The sequence below is a fragment of the uncultured Spongiibacter sp. genome (assembly GCF_964011655.1).
GTDB lineage: Bacteria > Pseudomonadota > Gammaproteobacteria > Pseudomonadales > Spongiibacteraceae > Spongiibacter > Spongiibacter marinus.
The window spans coordinates 24,361-39,594 of the sequence record NZ_CAXGPO010000029.1; the positions used below are offsets into that span (position 1 = coordinate 24,361).

General features: G+C 56.5%; 21 protein-coding genes. 6 read left to right on the plus strand and 15 right to left on the minus strand.

Annotation, left to right across the window (positions count from 1 at the left end; genetic code table 11):
* The first annotated feature begins 30 nt into the window (after nt 1-30).
* Nucleotides 31-1,263, plus strand: coding sequence for a pyridoxal phosphate-dependent aminotransferase (locus ABNS66_RS12265; protein WP_286838261.1), 1,233 nt, complete (start codon nt 31-33; stop codon nt 1,261-1,263).
* Here the strand turns inward: ABNS66_RS12265 and ABNS66_RS12270 are convergent.
* Together ABNS66_RS12270 and ABNS66_RS12275 are read right to left on the minus strand one after the other, a co-directional pair.
* Nucleotides 1,256-2,197, minus strand: coding sequence for a class I SAM-dependent methyltransferase (locus ABNS66_RS12270; RefSeq protein ID WP_286838260.1), 942 nt, complete (start codon nt 2,195-2,197; stop codon nt 1,256-1,258). The genes ABNS66_RS12265 and ABNS66_RS12270 overlap by 8 nt on opposite strands.
* A gap of 4 nt (nt 2,198-2,201) precedes the next feature.
* Nucleotides 2,202-3,335 carry an ATP-NAD kinase family protein gene (locus ABNS66_RS12275; protein WP_286838259.1) on the minus strand — a complete coding sequence of 378 codons (1,134 nt, stop codon included), beginning with the start codon at nt 3,333-3,335 and terminating at the stop codon, nt 2,202-2,204.
* A 137-nt stretch (nt 3,336-3,472) separates the two neighbouring features.
* On the opposite strand from ABNS66_RS12275, the gene ABNS66_RS12280 reads away from it, so the two are divergent.
* Nucleotides 3,473-3,673: a hypothetical protein gene (locus tag ABNS66_RS12280; RefSeq protein WP_286838258.1), complete on the plus strand. Its 201-nt coding sequence runs from the start codon at nt 3,473-3,475 to the stop codon at nt 3,671-3,673.
* On the opposite strand, the gene ABNS66_RS12285 is transcribed toward ABNS66_RS12280, so the two are convergent.
* The 4 genes from ABNS66_RS12285 to ABNS66_RS12300 are packed head-to-tail and all read right to left on the minus strand — an operon-like array spanning nt 3,639 to nt 6,766.
* Nucleotides 3,639-4,781, minus strand: coding sequence for a 4-phosphoerythronate dehydrogenase (locus ABNS66_RS12285; RefSeq protein ID WP_286838257.1), 1,143 nt, complete (start codon nt 4,779-4,781; stop codon nt 3,639-3,641). The genes ABNS66_RS12280 and ABNS66_RS12285 overlap by 35 nt on opposite strands.
* A gap of 2 nt (nt 4,782-4,783) precedes the next feature.
* Entirely contained in the window at nt 4,784-5,683 is a 900-nt protein-coding gene (locus tag ABNS66_RS12290; RefSeq protein WP_286838255.1) for a 5'-3' exonuclease H3TH domain-containing protein, read from the minus strand.
* On the minus strand, nt 5,680-6,276 hold the full coding sequence (locus tag ABNS66_RS12295; RefSeq protein WP_286838254.1) for an elongation factor P hydroxylase: 597 nt from the start codon (nt 6,274-6,276) through the stop codon (nt 5,680-5,682). Before ABNS66_RS12295 ends, ABNS66_RS12290 begins: the two co-directional genes overlap by 4 nt.
* Complete coding sequence (locus tag ABNS66_RS12300; protein WP_286838252.1) at nt 6,269-6,766, minus strand: gamma-glutamylcyclotransferase family protein; 498 nt, start codon at nt 6,764-6,766, stop codon at nt 6,269-6,271. The genes ABNS66_RS12295 and ABNS66_RS12300 overlap by 8 nt, the downstream gene beginning before the upstream one ends.
* A gap of 123 nt (nt 6,767-6,889) precedes the next feature.
* Here ABNS66_RS12300 and ABNS66_RS12305 point away from each other — a divergent pair, with 123 nt between their 5' ends.
* Nucleotides 6,890-7,570, plus strand: a complete 681-nt coding sequence (locus tag ABNS66_RS12305) for a hypothetical protein (protein ID WP_286838250.1) — start codon at nt 6,890-6,892, stop codon at nt 7,568-7,570.
* On the opposite strand, the gene tusA is transcribed toward ABNS66_RS12305, so the two are convergent.
* From tusA to ABNS66_RS12320, 3 genes are all read right to left on the minus strand, one after another.
* Nucleotides 7,560-7,802, minus strand: coding sequence for a sulfurtransferase TusA (gene tusA, locus ABNS66_RS12310; protein ID WP_204996412.1), 243 nt, complete (start codon nt 7,800-7,802; stop codon nt 7,560-7,562). The genes ABNS66_RS12305 and tusA overlap by 11 nt on opposite strands.
* A gap of 74 nt (nt 7,803-7,876) precedes the next feature.
* Nucleotides 7,877-8,098: a YheU family protein gene (locus tag ABNS66_RS12315; RefSeq protein WP_204996411.1), complete on the minus strand. Its 222-nt coding sequence runs from the start codon at nt 8,096-8,098 to the stop codon at nt 7,877-7,879.
* Nucleotides 8,099-8,118: 20 nt separating this feature from the next.
* Complete coding sequence (locus tag ABNS66_RS12320) at nt 8,119-8,415, minus strand: MTH1187 family thiamine-binding protein (RefSeq protein WP_348655337.1); 297 nt, start codon at nt 8,413-8,415, stop codon at nt 8,119-8,121.
* A gap of 116 nt (nt 8,416-8,531) precedes the next feature.
* On the opposite strand from ABNS66_RS12320, the gene ABNS66_RS12325 reads away from it, so the two are divergent.
* On the plus strand, nt 8,532-9,056 hold the full coding sequence (locus tag ABNS66_RS12325; protein WP_204996409.1) for an ACT domain-containing protein: 525 nt from the start codon (nt 8,532-8,534) through the stop codon (nt 9,054-9,056).
* A gap of 10 nt (nt 9,057-9,066) precedes the next feature.
* Here the strand turns inward: ABNS66_RS12325 and ABNS66_RS12330 are convergent, their stop codons facing one another.
* The 5 genes from ABNS66_RS12330 to prmB form a co-directional block, all read right to left on the minus strand.
* Nucleotides 9,067-9,273 carry a hypothetical protein gene (locus ABNS66_RS12330; protein WP_286695670.1) on the minus strand — a complete coding sequence of 69 codons (207 nt, stop codon included), beginning with the start codon at nt 9,271-9,273 and terminating at the stop codon, nt 9,067-9,069.
* A gap of 20 nt (nt 9,274-9,293) precedes the next feature.
* Nucleotides 9,294-9,725: a hypothetical protein gene (locus ABNS66_RS12335; RefSeq protein WP_027873832.1), complete on the minus strand. Its 432-nt coding sequence runs from the start codon at nt 9,723-9,725 to the stop codon at nt 9,294-9,296.
* A gap of 62 nt (nt 9,726-9,787) precedes the next feature.
* Entirely contained in the window at nt 9,788-10,942 is a 1,155-nt protein-coding gene (locus ABNS66_RS12340; protein ID WP_286695671.1) for an MFS transporter, read from the minus strand.
* A gap of 11 nt (nt 10,943-10,953) precedes the next feature.
* Nucleotides 10,954-12,051: a chorismate synthase gene (aroC, locus tag ABNS66_RS12345; protein WP_286838248.1), complete on the minus strand. Its 1,098-nt coding sequence runs from the start codon at nt 12,049-12,051 to the stop codon at nt 10,954-10,956.
* A 126-nt stretch (nt 12,052-12,177) separates the two neighbouring features.
* The gene (gene prmB, locus ABNS66_RS12350) at nt 12,178-13,089 is read right to left on the minus strand and encodes a 50S ribosomal protein L3 N(5)-glutamine methyltransferase (RefSeq protein WP_286838247.1); all 912 of its coding nucleotides are present in this window, start codon (nt 13,087-13,089) and stop codon (nt 12,178-12,180) included.
* A 150-nt stretch (nt 13,090-13,239) separates the two neighbouring features.
* Here prmB and folE point away from each other — a divergent pair, with 150 nt between their 5' ends.
* Nucleotides 13,240-13,779, plus strand: coding sequence for a GTP cyclohydrolase I FolE (gene folE, locus ABNS66_RS12355; protein ID WP_286695674.1), 540 nt, complete (start codon nt 13,240-13,242; stop codon nt 13,777-13,779).
* Between the two features lie 178 nt (nt 13,780-13,957).
* Entirely contained in the window at nt 13,958-14,941 is a 984-nt protein-coding gene (locus ABNS66_RS12360; protein ID WP_286838246.1) for a pyridoxal-phosphate dependent enzyme, read from the plus strand.
* A gap of 109 nt (nt 14,942-15,050) precedes the next feature.
* On the opposite strand, the gene ABNS66_RS12365 is transcribed toward ABNS66_RS12360, so the two are convergent.
* Nucleotides 15,051-15,234: hypothetical protein (locus ABNS66_RS12365; RefSeq protein WP_348655338.1), on the minus strand; the 184-nt coding region annotated here is incomplete at its 5' end.

The window sequence follows — 15,234 nt, forward strand, 5'->3', positions numbered from 1 at the left end:
GCACCAATCACTTACGATTAGAAGATCGCCATGAGCCATTATTACAAATCCAGCAAACTTCAGAACGTCTGTTATGACATTCGCGGCCCGGTTTTGCACCGCGCCAATGAATTGGAAGAGGAAGGCTATCGCATCCTCAAGCTCAATATAGGCAACCCGGCGGCATTTGGATTCAACGCGCCAGAAGAGATCATTCAAGACGTGATTCGGCTGCTGCCGGAGAGTGAGGGCTACAGCGACTCTAAAGGCTTGTACTCAGCCCGAAAAGCCGTCATGCAGGAATGCCAGAAAATCGGTATTCCCGGTGTTGAGGTTAATGACATCTACCTGGGCAACGGCTGTAGTGAGCTAATTACCATGGCAACCCAGGCGCTGTTAAACATCGGCGACGAGGTGCTTATCCCCTCCCCCGATTATCCGCTGTGGACAGCGGTGGTATCTCTGAGTGGTGCCAAGCCGGTTCACTACCTCTGCGACGAAGAGAATGACTGGCAGCCGTCACTTGACGACATTCGCGCAAAAATCACCGACAAGACCCGCGCCATCGTTATCATCAACCCGAACAACCCCACCGGTGCGGTGTATAGCCGGGAGATGCTCGAAGCGCTGGTCGATATTGCAGAAGAACACAACCTGGTGGTTTTTGCCGACGAGATTTACAGCAAAATTCTCTACGATGATGCCGTGCATATTCCTCTGGGTAGCATTAGCCGCGACGTGCTATGCCTGACCTTCAATGGCTTGTCCAAAGCCTATCGACTGGCGGGTTTCCGCAGTGGCTGGATGGTGGTGTCCGGCGCTAAAGACCGCGCGGCCGATTACATCGAAGGTTTAGATATGCTGTCGTCAATGCGGCTGTGTGCCAACGTACCGGCTCAGCACGCCATACAAACGGCATTAGGCGGTTATCAGAGTATTAACGAGTTGATCCTTCCCGGTGGGCGCCTGCTTGAACAGCGCGACCTCGCATGGCAGATGCTCAACGATATTCCCGGCGTCAGTTGCACCAAGCCCGCCGGCACTATCTACATGTTCCCCAAGCTGGACCCCGAGGTTTACCCGGTGGCCAATGACGAGCAACTGGTACTCGACCTGCTAAATCAGGAAAAAATACTGTTGGTGCAGGGCACCGGTTTCAACTGGCACACCACGGACCACCTGCGTATCGTCTTTTTGCCCAATAAGCTTGATCTGGCAGACGCCATTGAGCGCTTTGGCCGATTCCTGCAGGGTTACCGCAAAAAACTACGCGCCGTTAGCTAGGCGCGCGATAGTGAAGTACCTTGAGGGCGGCATCCGTGTCGCGCTCAGGGAAATCTGCTCGCCCTGCCAAACGCTCACAAAACTGTGCCTCGGGCCAATATTCTGCAACGCGGTCGCGAAGAAAAGCCTCACCCAGCAGCGGCGAATTCAAACAGATCAGCACATCCGCCCCCGGCGCGCAGAGACTGCCCATCCTCGACAGCAGACGCCCGTAATCTCGCGCCGCATCAAAACTGCCGGCCTGCCGCGATGGCGGATCACAGATCACCACATCATAGGGGCCGAGTTTTTTTAGCTTTCCCCAGCTCTTAAAAATATCGTGACCGAGAAACACCGGCGCGCCGCTGTCGGCGTCGTTCAGGCGATGGTTCTCCCGCCCGGTGCGCAACGACGATTTACTCATATCGATATTGACGATCTGGCTCGCCCCGGCCTTGCTGGCCGCGACCGAAAAAGCACAGGTGTAGGAAAATAAGTTCAGTACCCGACGGCCATCTGCCCGCGCCGTCAGCCAGCGCCGCGCCGGCTGCATATCCATAAAGTAACCAATGTTCTGCCGTCCGCCCAATTGCAGCGCGAATCGTAAACCATCCTCCACGGCATACATTGGGCTCGGCACGTCGCCCCAGAGAGTTTGCAGATCAGCATCGCGCTGATAGCGATGTTGCACTATCGCCGCGGTAAAATGTGGCGCCAGCGTCTCCGCAAGAGCCGTGCAGAAACCAGCCCAAAAATTCCCCGGTGGCTCGCGATACAGCACGATCCACAGCAGTGGAGAGAAGTAATCCACCGTCAACCACTCATAGCCGGGATAGCATTGCCCACGACCGTGAAACAAACGCCGACTTTCACCGTCTGCGCAGCGCTGCGGCCATTGCTCAAGTTTTACCTGGCTCAATAAGCCTTCAACATTTACCTCTACCCGCTCGGCCATCACACTACGCCTCTCCGGCACTGACGCGGTACATCACCTGATCGCGATAGCCCGTGGTTACCGTAATAAAGCCCTGCCACTGCGCATCTAGCGCGGCGTCGTTGCTGTCGACCAGCAGCGGACGCCCCGCCAATCCGCTCAGCTTGCCCTTGCTCGCCAGCACCTGAAAATTGTCCCGACCAATACGGCGAATAAGCGCAGGAGTGAGCTGCTGATTGCCCCGCCCTAAGATATGCCCTTGGCCACCTATCGCGGTAATCAGCACGGTTATAGGCCCCTGGTGATGATCCATCACCTCACTAATTTGCTGAGCATTGGCATCGGCCTGCAGCAATTCACCGCCGCGCACCAGGTCAAAACCGAGCAAGGTATAGGGCAGACCCAGTGCCTCCATAAACCCGGTTGTGGTACTGCCCGGGCCGACGATGTAAAGGCAGTCCTCGTCATAGTTTTCCATTAATTCATCTGCAATATCGGCGATTACCAATTCTTCAACTTCCCGGCCGCCCTGTTTCACTTGCTGCAGAAAACCACCCAAGCGCGGCACCATCAGTTCGCCGTAGTGACGTGAACGCACTCGCCCCTGAGCGAAGGCGGCCTCGTCGATATCCCTGACCTCTTGCAGCCCGATATCCACCAAATCACCATCGATCAGCGCCCGCAATATCGCCGCCGCTGCCTGAGGGTTAACGGCATAGACCGCCGAATGCATTTTCACTCCTGCTGGCAGCCCCAATACCGGCAGGCTCTCGCCCACCGCACTGTAAATATCTCTGGCGGTGCCATCGCCGCCAACAAACAGCACAATATCGACCTGTTCGTTTAGTAAACACTGGGCGGCGCGGCGCGTGTCTGCCGCTGAGCTCAGCGCCCCGGCGCGGCCAACCGACGTAAAGGTAAGACCCGCTTCGCGGCACGCCTGCTCAGCCATGGCACCATCAAAGCCATACACCGCAAGCTGCTCCGCCACGGGTGCTAGCGCAGCCAAGCAGCGCACAGCTCTTGGCAGAGAACGGCTATTCGCCATTTCTTCAGCCACCGACTGGCGCAGCCTGTCAGGCAGTGTATCGCTGCCTTTTAAGCCCTCAGGACCTCCCAATCCAGCGTAGGGGTTAACGATCAAGCCCAGCTTAAACATCTATTACCTCAACTTCTGCCGCGATCTGCGGCCAATACTTAGAGACAGCCAATACGGCAGCGCCATAGCATAGCGGTCATAATTTGCATTTACCCTCGGTAGAACTAACCTTGGAATAAACGTTTAGGATTTTCGCTATGTCCAGACACAACCCAACAGCAAGCTCGCCAAGCCACACCGCTCAGGAGCGCTTTGAAAAACGCTACGGCGCGTGGTTGATCGATGATAACGGCCGGGAAATCCCCATCGACGCCCACAAAGTTGAATCCTGCCTCGATGCACTCAGCGGCAGCGACGACGAATTTATTTGCTACCTTGCAAAGCAGCGAGCAAGTTAAGCTGCGCTGCGCTCAGCGCTTTACCCACTCCCCGGTAATCGCAATACGCAAACTCCCGGCGCTCCGGGTAGTGTTTGCGTAACGCATCAAATTGCTTGGCGGGGTTCTCCGTCAGTAGACTCTCTCGAAATCGTTTGTCGTCGGCGCAAACGTCGTACACCGCCGCAACTGCTTCGCGCAGCAGCGCGTTGTCACCCTCGGCCTTCAAACCAATACTCGGGCGCGGCAGTGCTACCTCAGGCAAGGCTAGTTCCCCACTGCCAATATCTGCCACATAATCTGCTAAGCGCTCGGCAATCATACGCGTACCAGCCACTTTACCGTCGAGACTGTAACCCGCGATATGCGGCGTTGCGATCAAGCATAAATCCGCCAAGCGCTTATCGACGCTGGGCTCGCCCTCCCAGACATCCATTGCCAAATGAATATCCGGGCGCTGCTTCTTAAGGGCCAACAAATCGTGAGTTGCAATCACTCCGCCGCGACCAGCGCTGATCAATAACGCCCCGTCCGGCAAACCGCTTAGCTGCTTCGCCGAAAGCATATGATAACTCGGGTAGTTACCGCCGGTAGTCAGTGGCGCGTGCACGCTCATCACCTCACATCGCAATACCTCGTCGAGTGTACTCAGGCGTGGATCGCTGTCTTGCGCCAGCAGGGGGTCGTAAGCCACGCTATCGATGCTCAGGCGCGCCAAACGCTCAGCAACCGTTCGCCCCACATTCCCAAACCCAACAAGGCCGACTCGTCCGCCGTGTCGCAATACCTCCAGGCGATCACCGCAGGCACAAATAACGCTGATGACATAGTCCGCCACCGAATTGGCATTGCAACCGGGGGAGGTATAAGCGGCAATGCCGCTACGCGCCAGATAGTCCATATCCAGGTGATCTGCGCCAATGGTGCAGGAGCCAACAAACTCAATTTGACTGCCGGCAAGCAAATCGCGGTCAACCCTGGTGACTGACCGCACAATCAGCGCTTGGGCGTCTCCGAGCTCCGCCGCAGCGAGCGTGCGCCCTGCAAAACGGCGAATCTCGCCAAAGGGCGCGAACATGGCGTCAGCGTAAGGCACATTCTCGTCGACCAATATCTTGAGTGGCAGCACAACTATCCCCAATTCAAAGCGCGTGAATACCGCGCCAGTAAACGTTCGATAAGCGCCTCGGGCAAACCGCCGCTGGCGGCGCCAATTGCAGATACCTCTGCCGGATAACGCAGCCCCTGTAGACAGCGCTCGTCCAGTGGCACATCGCGGCGCAACTGCGTGAGCTGACGGTAGAGAAACAGCGCGTCCCGATGTTGCGAAAATCGCTGAGCAAGGCCTTTGGCACCACGCACCGGCAAACTGGCCAGCGCATCAAGGTTGTTAAAAATCGCCTCGAGTGAGCTGAAATGCTGGAATATCACCTTCGCGGTTCCCTCCCCCACGCCTGGCAAACCGGGAATGCCATCTACACGATCGCCCGCCACCGCCAGATAATCGGCCAAAGCCTCGCAATTCACGCCTTTTTCCATTTGCCACGCTAGGCGAGTCTGCGCATCGCGGCCAATATCCTGCAGGCGATCAGCATCGCTGCGAAGAATTTGCGCCAGGTCTTTATCGCGACTTAACACTGTTACCGCGTCGCCCCACTGCTGCGCGGCGCTCGCCGCAGTCGCTAGCAGGTCATCTGCCTCGAATTGCTCATCAGCACAGCAGGCAAGACCCAGCGCCTCCGAAACGGCGCGACAACAGCGCAGTTGAAACGCCAGCTCGTCGTCCGGCAGTGCCCGCTGCGACTTATAACCACTATACAAGGCCTCACGAAAGCCCTGCCCCAGGCTTTCATCAAAGGCCACCAGCACCCGACTCGGCTGCTCGGCATGCAAAAACCGCAGCAAACACGTCAAATAGCCCTGCACCGCATGCAACGAGTAGCCCTGCTCGCTATAAAATTGCGCTGGTTGAGAGAAGTAGGCGCGAAAGATATAGATCGATGCATCCAGGCAGTAGAGACGCGCCGTCATCGCCACAGTGCCGCCAAGGGTAAATCGCGCTCAGACGGCGCCCCGACCCCGCCAAACTCAATGGCTAGCGCCTGCTGAAAGCTTGTCGCTCGACCGGGCAAACCCTCGCGCAAATACCTGCGGGCTTGCTGCCACACGGCCAGGGCAAAGGAAAAATTATCACCCGGCGCGGCATCTAAATTATCAATACTCAACGCAAAAGGCAGGCCAGAGGCCAAGCAAAAGAACCACTCTAACGCTTGGGGTTTGCGCTCTACTAACTCAAACTGCTGTTGCTGCTCAGCGCTGCGGCCATCGGGCTCATACCAATAACCATAGTCCAGCAGTTTTCGGCGCTGCTCGCCGGCAATGCACCAGTGCGCAACTTCATGGAGGGCACTGCGGGCAAAGTCGTCGCGGTAAAAAATCGTATTGGCCTGCTCCCCGCTTGCCGGCTGGTATAGGGGCTCATCCGCGCCGCCGCACAGCAGGCAGTTTTCGCCGCGAGCAAAGCACCTGGCAAACACCTCGGCGATACGCTGATCTGCTGCGAGTGCAGCTGCGGGTGCAACTGCGGGTGCAACGGCAGCCGCGTGTATGGCCCGCTCAGTCATTATATTGCAAGCCGCGCTGCGGGCAGCCGTCCTCTACTTGATGGCAAGGCTGTTGCTGTAGCCACTCCAGGTAGCCTTCGCTCAAAAACTCAGCGCCGGCAAGCAGGTGTTGAATATAGCGGCTCTGCGGCAGCAAGCCGCGAGTGATGTAAGCCGGATTCGCCATATACACCCACGCGTTTTGCGTTGTCTCAATGGTCTGCACGCTCAGCACCTCGCGGCTATACCGCACAGGCGTCCCCTCGTAGTGATCCATCAGGGCAATATCGCCCTGGCCCCGTAAACGGTACAGCACCCCTTCAACGTGTTGGTCGTGGGCAGGCACCACATTGGCGTAGGCAACACCGGGGTTATTGTGCGCTTCCTTGTTAAAACACAGCACAAAATTCGTCAGGTGCGCCGCCTCAGCGGTAAGGAAATCAAGGCCCCTGGCACGCATTCGAGCCGGGTTCATATTTGAGCCATAGGCGAAGTAGTAACAACTGCTCACTGCAAGACTATCCAGAAAAACTTGGCAAAAGGGGAAACTACAGGTAATTTTATCAGAAAGGGATAGCACCGCGCTTGGCGCGTCAGCCGCTAAGTGATCGCCCCCGCTACGTGAGGATGCATCATGGCTACACGTAACCTAGGCAATACCCCCTCGGCGCAGATCTTGCCCTTCCCTACCAACGCCGCCCGCACCGAGCCGAGCATCGTCGCGGTATCACCGGAATTTCAAGGCTATTGCCTGTTATACGCTCATCACGCACTGTCCACAGACAAACTCTATGCCCTGCGCATCTTATGCTGGGCACGGCTCGATAACGGCGACGACGTGGCCTTGGTGCCCTGGCTCGACGGTGTTGCTCGCTGCAGCGAGCTCAACGATGCCCAAACGGGTTTATCTCAGGGTTACTTTGACCCTATTGCAGAGCAGCGCTTTGATGTGATGCCCGCCCACCACAGCGCCATACTGGACAGCCTATGCCCCAAGCAGGCGTCTAGCGATAATAGCGTGATTCAAGAAATTCCCGACCTGATAGGCAGTCATGCCGCTCTGCTGCACGACGGCCACGAATTCCAATTAGAGCCGGTAGTGAGTTGGCAGTTGCTCGCTGGCGGCCGCTTGCAGGCGATGATCGCTGACCCTGAAAAAATCACCCAGCACCCGGTGCTGCCCGGCGACCCCTGCCTGTACCCGGCAACCGAAGCCGAAGGCCTGCGCTACTACTTCCAATACCATATCGCCAATCAAATAAAACGCGGCGGCGAAATGACGGCGCGCGCGTTACACAGCCTGATCAAGCACTAGGAGCGGCTTTGCGCACCCAATAGCGGTAGTGCTCGCCTTCCTGTTGCTGGTCGATAAGCTCGTGACCGAGAAAGGCGCAGAATTTTGGAATATCCCGGGTCGTGGCCGGATCTGTTGCCAGAATTTCCAGCACCTCACCAGCCGCGATATCACGAATTTTATTGTGCAGCATCATTACCGGCTCGGGGCAGGTTAAACCACTGGTATCCAGATTGTGATCGACCTTCGTCATGACTTACTCAACTCTGTATGCGGGCAAACGGGCGAGGTATTGTGGCGGCATGGCCCTAAAAATCAACACGCGGCTTAGGGGCGGCGCGGCAAAATAGACCAGCTCTCGGTCTCGGCGCAGAAGGCGATAAACGCCTGGCCACTTTTTAATGCCGCCCGCAGTTGGGCGATTTTTTCTTCCTGGCTCAGCTCGCGCTCGCCATAGTCAGTGCCGTCGCGGCTAACCAGCTCCTCCAGCATGCCCTGAAAGGCATCCTCGCTCAGTTTCTGCCAGGGAATTTCCAAATAATCTGCCATTCCAACCTCGTTAAGTCTGCTCAGCACTCACTGCCCTGAAAGCCAGCAACACTATCAATTTTATCTTGTAGGCTCTGCTCTCTGTCTACCCGCGTGCCAATTTTTAACTGGCTGTGGATACGCGGCGCCCCCATCTCGTGAATGCGCATATGGCACAGCTTCACCGCCGCCATGACTGCCTCCCACTCACCTTCGACATTGGTGCCAAAGGCATGCAGTTGGTAAGTCAGGCCGCTGTCATCAAAAATTCGCTGACACTCGGCAATATACGGTGACAGCGACTCGCCGACATTGAGCGGTATTACACAGAGTTCCACATGTACATGCATTTCTTAACCCACCGGCCTACTCAGCAGCCATCGCTGATGATATGTTCAAGCAGATATCGTATCGTTACTGCTATAACGTGTCTCTATACTTACAGGATTTACCATTGAATACGTCTGTTGTTTTTACCTTTATCAGCAAGGACCGACCCGGGTTGGTTGAATTGGTTTCCAGCGCCATTGCCAGTGTCGGTGGAAGTTGGCAGGAAAGCCGAATGACACAATTGGCGGGCCAGTTTGCCGGCATCGGCCGCGTAAATGTGGCAGGCGATCAGCGCGATGCCCTGATCAGCGCCCTGCGCGCGCTCAGCACCGATGGCATTCAAGTCACCATTGATGACAGCGCCAATACCAGCGACGGCAGCGCCGAACAACACGGCTGCCAACTGCATATTTTGGGCAACGACCGGCCGGGAATCGTGCGGGAAGTGAGCCGCGCCTTGAAAGATCGCCAGATCAATGTGACCGAACTCAGCTCGAATATCACCAGCGCGCCGATGAGTGGCGAGGCACTGTTCGACGCTCATGTGAAAGCGGACTTACCCGCCGGTTGCGACCTGGACGAATTGAACGACGCCCTGGAAGAGATTGCCGAACAGCTGAGCGTCGATATCGATATTGAGCGCGCCTAGAAACGGCCGCTCAACGCAATTTTTTCATCACAAACACCGTCGCGGTCGCCGCCGCGACGATCACCACAACACCGAGCACGCACATCAGCAAATAGCCGAGCACTTCCCGCCACGGTACATCAAAGCTCCAAACCGCCGAGCACACCAGCATCACTGTTGCCAGTACCGCCAGCACCGGCGTACGGTAGCGTTTAAACAGTACAAACCACTCAGCCACCTTCGGCAAACCCTCTTCGCTTAAGCAAAACTGTCCTCTCGCAGCCACTCACAACGCAAGCGACCGGAGTCATCTCCGGGGGCATGGTAATCCCCTTCGGCTTGCCATACAAAGGTATGTGTACCGTTATAGGCCGTTTGCAGGTGCACCGTTGCCGATACCCAATACATTTTGCTAAGCATCTTCTCAAATAAACGCAGCCATGCATCCCACTCGTGCTCTATCGCCTTGTAGGAACTGCCAAAGTGAATGACATCCGTTTGGCAGTCGCCAAACTCCACGGCGCGGCGTGGCACCGAAAACATTTCCCGGCACAGCAACGGCCAGTCCTCGGCCGAGGGCAAGGTATCAGTAATTTGCTGATTCACCTCGCGGCGTTCCTGCAAATCGACACCATCTCGCACAAACAACATATCCGTAATGCAGCCGTAAACGACGGATTCTTGAGCCATAGTTGATCTTCCGACTTTTTCTTTCAGTCTACCGCTGCAATGACGCCGACGCGACGACACACTTAACGAGGCGTGTCCGGGGTCTCAAAATAGCGCCAGGCAATTATCGCCGCCAGTGCTGCGGCGCCGCTGGCCACCCAGAAACACTGGGCCGGGCTGATGTCCCAGGCGTAACCACTCAGCACCGCGCCCAACGCACCACCGGCGCCAAAGCTCAAGCCACTGTACAGCGCCATACCCTGGCCGTGGTGAGCGGTAAAAAACCGCCGTATCGTTTCGACGGCGGCAGCGTGAGCACTGCCAAAACTGGCCGCGTGCAAACACTGGGCAAACACCAAAATGACCACTGACTCGACAAATTCAGCAATTAACCACCAGCGCAACGCCGTTAGCGCCAGGCTGGCGATCAAAATCTGGCGCAGGCTAAAGCGCTCCAGCAGCCGGTGCATACCCATAAACAGCAACACTTCAGCGAACACCCCTAGCGACCACAACATCCCCGTTGCCGACTTGCTATAGCCCTGCGCTTCCAAATGAATACTGAAAAAGGTGTAGTACGGCCCGTGGGAGAATTGCAGCAGAAAACTGGTGGCAAAGAAGGCAATCACCGCTGGCTGCTTTAATATTCGCATCAGCGAACCGGGGCTGCGATCACCCCGCGTTAAGCCCTCGGGGTTTTCTGCCACCAGCAAGCTACCCAGCCAGATAGCCGACAACAATGCGGTAATGATGTACAGCAGATGCACAATGGGGTGGTGGTCCAGCCACGCACCCACCGCCAATACCGCGGCGATAAAACCAATCGAGCCCCACAAACGGATCAATGAATAGCGGCCATGCTGACCGCTCAAATGGCTGAGCGTTAGCACGTCGAACTGCGAGAGTACCGCATTCCAAAAGAAGCTGTAGCCCACCACCACGGCGGCGAGCCAGTAGAAGTCCTGCCGGAAGTACACTCCACCAAAGGCGATAACCGCCAGCAGCGCCCCCAGGCGAATAATTCGCGTGCGGCAGTCATAGCGGTCAGCCAGGTAGCCCCATAAGTTGGGCGCCAGTACCTTGGTGACCATCACCAGCGCCGAGAGAATCCCGATCTCGCCAGAGGAATATCCCAGCGACTTCAGGTACAGCGACCAATACGGCAGCCACGTGCCCAGCAGGGCAAAGTAGAAGAAATAAAAGGCGGAAAGCCGCCAATACGGCACTGCCTGCGCCATAGCCGCCTAGCCTAGCGGCGCGCCGGAATCACCGGTGTTTGGCACTGAACATCGGCATTCTGGCCACGGTTACGCAACAGGTGGTCCATCAGCACAATCGCCAGCATCGCCTCGGCGATAGGTACCGCGCGAATGCCCACACAGGGGTCGTGGCGGCCGGTGGTTATCACGTCCACAGCCTCACCCTGCTGGTTAATGGTTTGGCCGGGAATCAAAATGCTCGATGTCGGCTTCAGCGCCATATGGGCGACAATATCCTGCCCACTGGAAATTCCGCCCAGCACGCCACCGGCATTATTTGAGGTAAAGCCTTCAGGAGTGAGCTCGTCTCGGTGTTCACTGCCGCGGGCATCTACGCAGTCAAAGCCTGCGCCAATCTCAACCCCTTTCACCGCGTTAATCCCCATCAGGGCATGGGCGATATCGGCATCCAAGCGATCGAAAACTGGCTCGCCCAGGCCTACTGGCACTCCGCTGGCCACCACCGAAATTTTGGCCCCTACAGAATCGCCGGATTTACGCAGCGCCTGCATATAGGTTTCCATTTCGGGAATTTTATCAGCGTCCGGGCAAAAGAAAGGATTCTCTTCAACAATGTCCCAATCGAGCTTATCTGCCTTAATCGGCCCCAGCTGCGACAAATATCCCCTCACCTGCACGCCGTGATGCTCCGCCAGGTACTTTTTGGCGATTGCCCCGGCAGCGACTCGCATCGCGGTTTCGCGCGCCGACGAACGGCCACCACCGCGGTAGTCGCGCTGACCGTATTTTTGCTCGTAGCTGTAATCGGCATGCATGGGGCGGAAACGGTCTTTGATCTTGCTGTAATCCTTCGAGCGCTGATCCTGGTTCTCAATCAACAGCCCAATAGAGGTACCGGTGGTCTCCCCCTCGAAAACTCCAGACAGAATTTTCACTTCATCGTTTTCACGGCGCTGGGTGGTATAGCGCGAGGTGCCGGGCTTGCGGCGGTCTAAGTCGCGCTGCAAATCACTCTCGGAAATTGCCAGCCCCGGCGGGCAGCCATCGATAATTGCGCCCAAGGCAAGGCCGTGGCTTTCGCCAAAGGTGGTGACGGTGAACAACTTACCGATGGTGTTACCTGACATGAAACAATCCTGCGTTGGGACAATAGGGCCGGCAAAACTGCCTAGCCGTAAATCATTACTCTACAAAGCGCGACAAACAGTGCCGAACAAACAGCGCCTGAATTATACGTGAAAGCGGCGCCTGAGTCAGAGGCTATCCGCGGCCTCTACCAACTGCTCTCGGGTCAGCGCAAACACGCCGTGACCGCCGCGCTCGAACTCCAGCCAGGTAAATGGCAATGTCGGGTAGGCCTGCTCAAGTGCCACCCAGCTATTGCCCACCTCGACCACCAGCAAACCACCCTCTTCCAAATGGTTGGCCGCGTCGCGCAGGATGCGGCGGGTCAGGTCCAGGCCATCCTCGCCCGACGCCAACCCCAGCGCGGGCTCGCGGTGATATTCTGCGGGCATTTCCGCGAGGTCTCTGGCGTCTACGTAGGGCGGGTTGCTAACGATCAGGGAATAGCGCTGCCCCTGCAAGCCGCTAAACACATCGGAGTGAATAGCCTTCACCCTGTGGCCGAGTTCGTGGCGGGCAATATTGATGCCGGCGACATCCAGCGCATCGCCGGAAATATCCGCAACATCCACCTCGGCATCGTCAAAGGCGTAGGCGCAGGCAATACCAATACAAGCGCTGCCGGTGCAGAGGTCCAATATGCGCTGGGGCTCGCTCGCTAACCACGGTTCAAAACCGTTTTCGATCAGTTCTGCAATGGGCGAGCGCGGAACCAGTACTCGCTCATCCACATAAAATGACAGCCCGGCAAACCACGCCTCATGGGTCAAATAAGCAGCGGGTAAACGCTCTTCCACTCTGCGCTGTAGCAGCTGCACAATCTGCTCGCGCTCACTGGGCAGTAAGGTGGCATCCAGGAACGCGTCCGAGCTATCGAAGGGTAACTCCAGGGCGTGAAGCACCAGCAGCCGGGCCTCGTCCAGGGCATTATCGGTGCCGTGACCGAAAAACAGTCCAGCGCGGCTGAATTCACTCAGGCCCCAGCGAATGTAGTCCCGAACCGTGGTCAGGTGTTGGCAAATCTCATTGTTGTGTGCCACCGCAGCGCCCTTCTATAAACCCGTTTTTAGCAAGCAATAATAACCCGCGCGAAGTTTACACTGCCCCCAAAGCGCTGCCCAGCATGCTTGGGAAAGCGTAAGGGCTCTGATACCATTGCGGCTCGTTTATAGGACATAAAAGAGAAGCTGGTGGAAAAAGCATTCGAAGAGATCATCAAACAAATTGGTGAAGACCTGGAGCGTGACGGCCTACTCGACACGCCAAAACGCGCGGCAAAAGCCTTTGAGTTCCTTACCGAGGGTTACCGTCGCAGTGTTGACGAAGTCGTGAACGACGCACTGTTTGAATCCGACGCCAACGAAATGGTCGTGGTCTCCGACATCGAACTCTACTCGCTCTGCGAGCACCACCTGCTACCCTTCATCGGTAAATGCCACGTTGCCTACATTCCCAACGGCAAAGTTTTGGGCCTGTCTAAGGTGGCTCGCATTGTCGACCTCTACGCTCGCCGCCTGCAAATTCAAGAAGGCCTGACCACGCAGATCGCCGACACCGTGCAACAAGTGACTGGCGCCGAAGGCGTGGCCGTGATCATTGAAGCCCGCCATATGTGCATGATGATGCGCGGCGTGCAAAAGCAAAACTCCGTTATGCGCACCAGCGCCATGTTGGGCGTGTTTAAAGACAACGCCGCCACGCGGGCAGAGTTTATGTCGCTGATCAAATAAAGCGTTGCTTTGGCCCGCTGGGCAACAAGGAAAATAAAAGGGCCGAATTGGCCCTTTTTTATTGCCACATCATTGACCAAATTACGGTATGCGTCGCCGCGACGGAGCCAAACAGCTATCCTCTTTCTTGTATAACAGCCCAGAACGAGACATAAATGGCGTGACCACGACAAGGCCCATGTTCGACAGCTACCCGCAACTGAGCGGCGCCCTACCCTGGCTCCCCCTCGCTGACCTACCCACGCCAGTTGAACCAGTATCCGGAATTGGCAGCAATGCCTGGATTAAACGCGACGACCTTTCCCACGCGGTGTATGGCGGCAACAAACTCCGCAAGCTGGAATTTATCTTGGCCGATGTTCTGGCGCGTGGCAAAACGCATGTAATCACCTTCGGCGCCACGGGCACCAACCACGGCGTTGCCACCGCCATGCTGTGCCAACAATTGGGCCTGCGCTGCACGGTGCTGTTATTTGAACAACCGCCCTCTACCACCGTGCGCGACAACCTCGCGCGAATGCGACACTTTGGCGCCGCGCTACAATTTTGTGGCTCACTCGCCAATACCGTGCGGCATTACTACCTTCACCCCAAGCGCCTGTCACACAGGCACTACTTTCTGTTTGCTGGCGGCTCCAACGTTGCCGGAACCATGGGTTTTATCAACGCAGCATTTGAGTTAAGGCAGCAAATCGACACCAGCCAGTGCCCATTGCCCAGCCAGATATTCGTGCCCGTTGGCTCCTCTGCCACCCTTGCCGGCTTAACCGTTGGCGCTGCGCTAGCAGGCATAGAAAGCGATATTATTGGCATAAGAGTCGCCCCTTCCCACCTGGGCATCATTCCCACCTGCACCCCTGCCACAGTGAATCAACTCATCAGGCAAACATGCGCCGCGCTGACAAAAGCAGACCTCTCACTGCCAACAATGCCCACCGCCAAACTGATCGACAGTTACTATGGCGATGGCTACGGCGTGGCCACCAAAGCGGGAAGCAGCGCCACGGAAAAATTCGCCGAGTGCGGTATTACCCTGGATCAAACCTATACCGCCAAAGCGGCGGCCGCGTTTTTAGACGCCGCAAGGCAAAGTACTGAGGTGAAACTTTACTGGCACACGTTTAATTCGCGGCCGGTTAATAGGGGTATTCCGAGTCGGTAAACGGACTGAAATGATTCCAGCCTCGTTGGTGGTAAACCAAAAAGGATGGCGACAAACTGTAGCAGGCTCACCCTGACCCCATTGGTCCACGCGCTTTTGACTAACCTTATTATTGTGAGGGGGTAGCATCGGACAATATCTCTAATGCCGCTTGTTTTTCACCCGCAGCAGAAAGCGTGCACGCTGCTGACAACTGTGCAATTACTAATGAAGTAGAAGCCAATACGAGCTTGTCTTTTTCACTAAAGTTGTTGGCAAGATCGCTTTGAGTACACCTCCTGTTAATTTGGTAG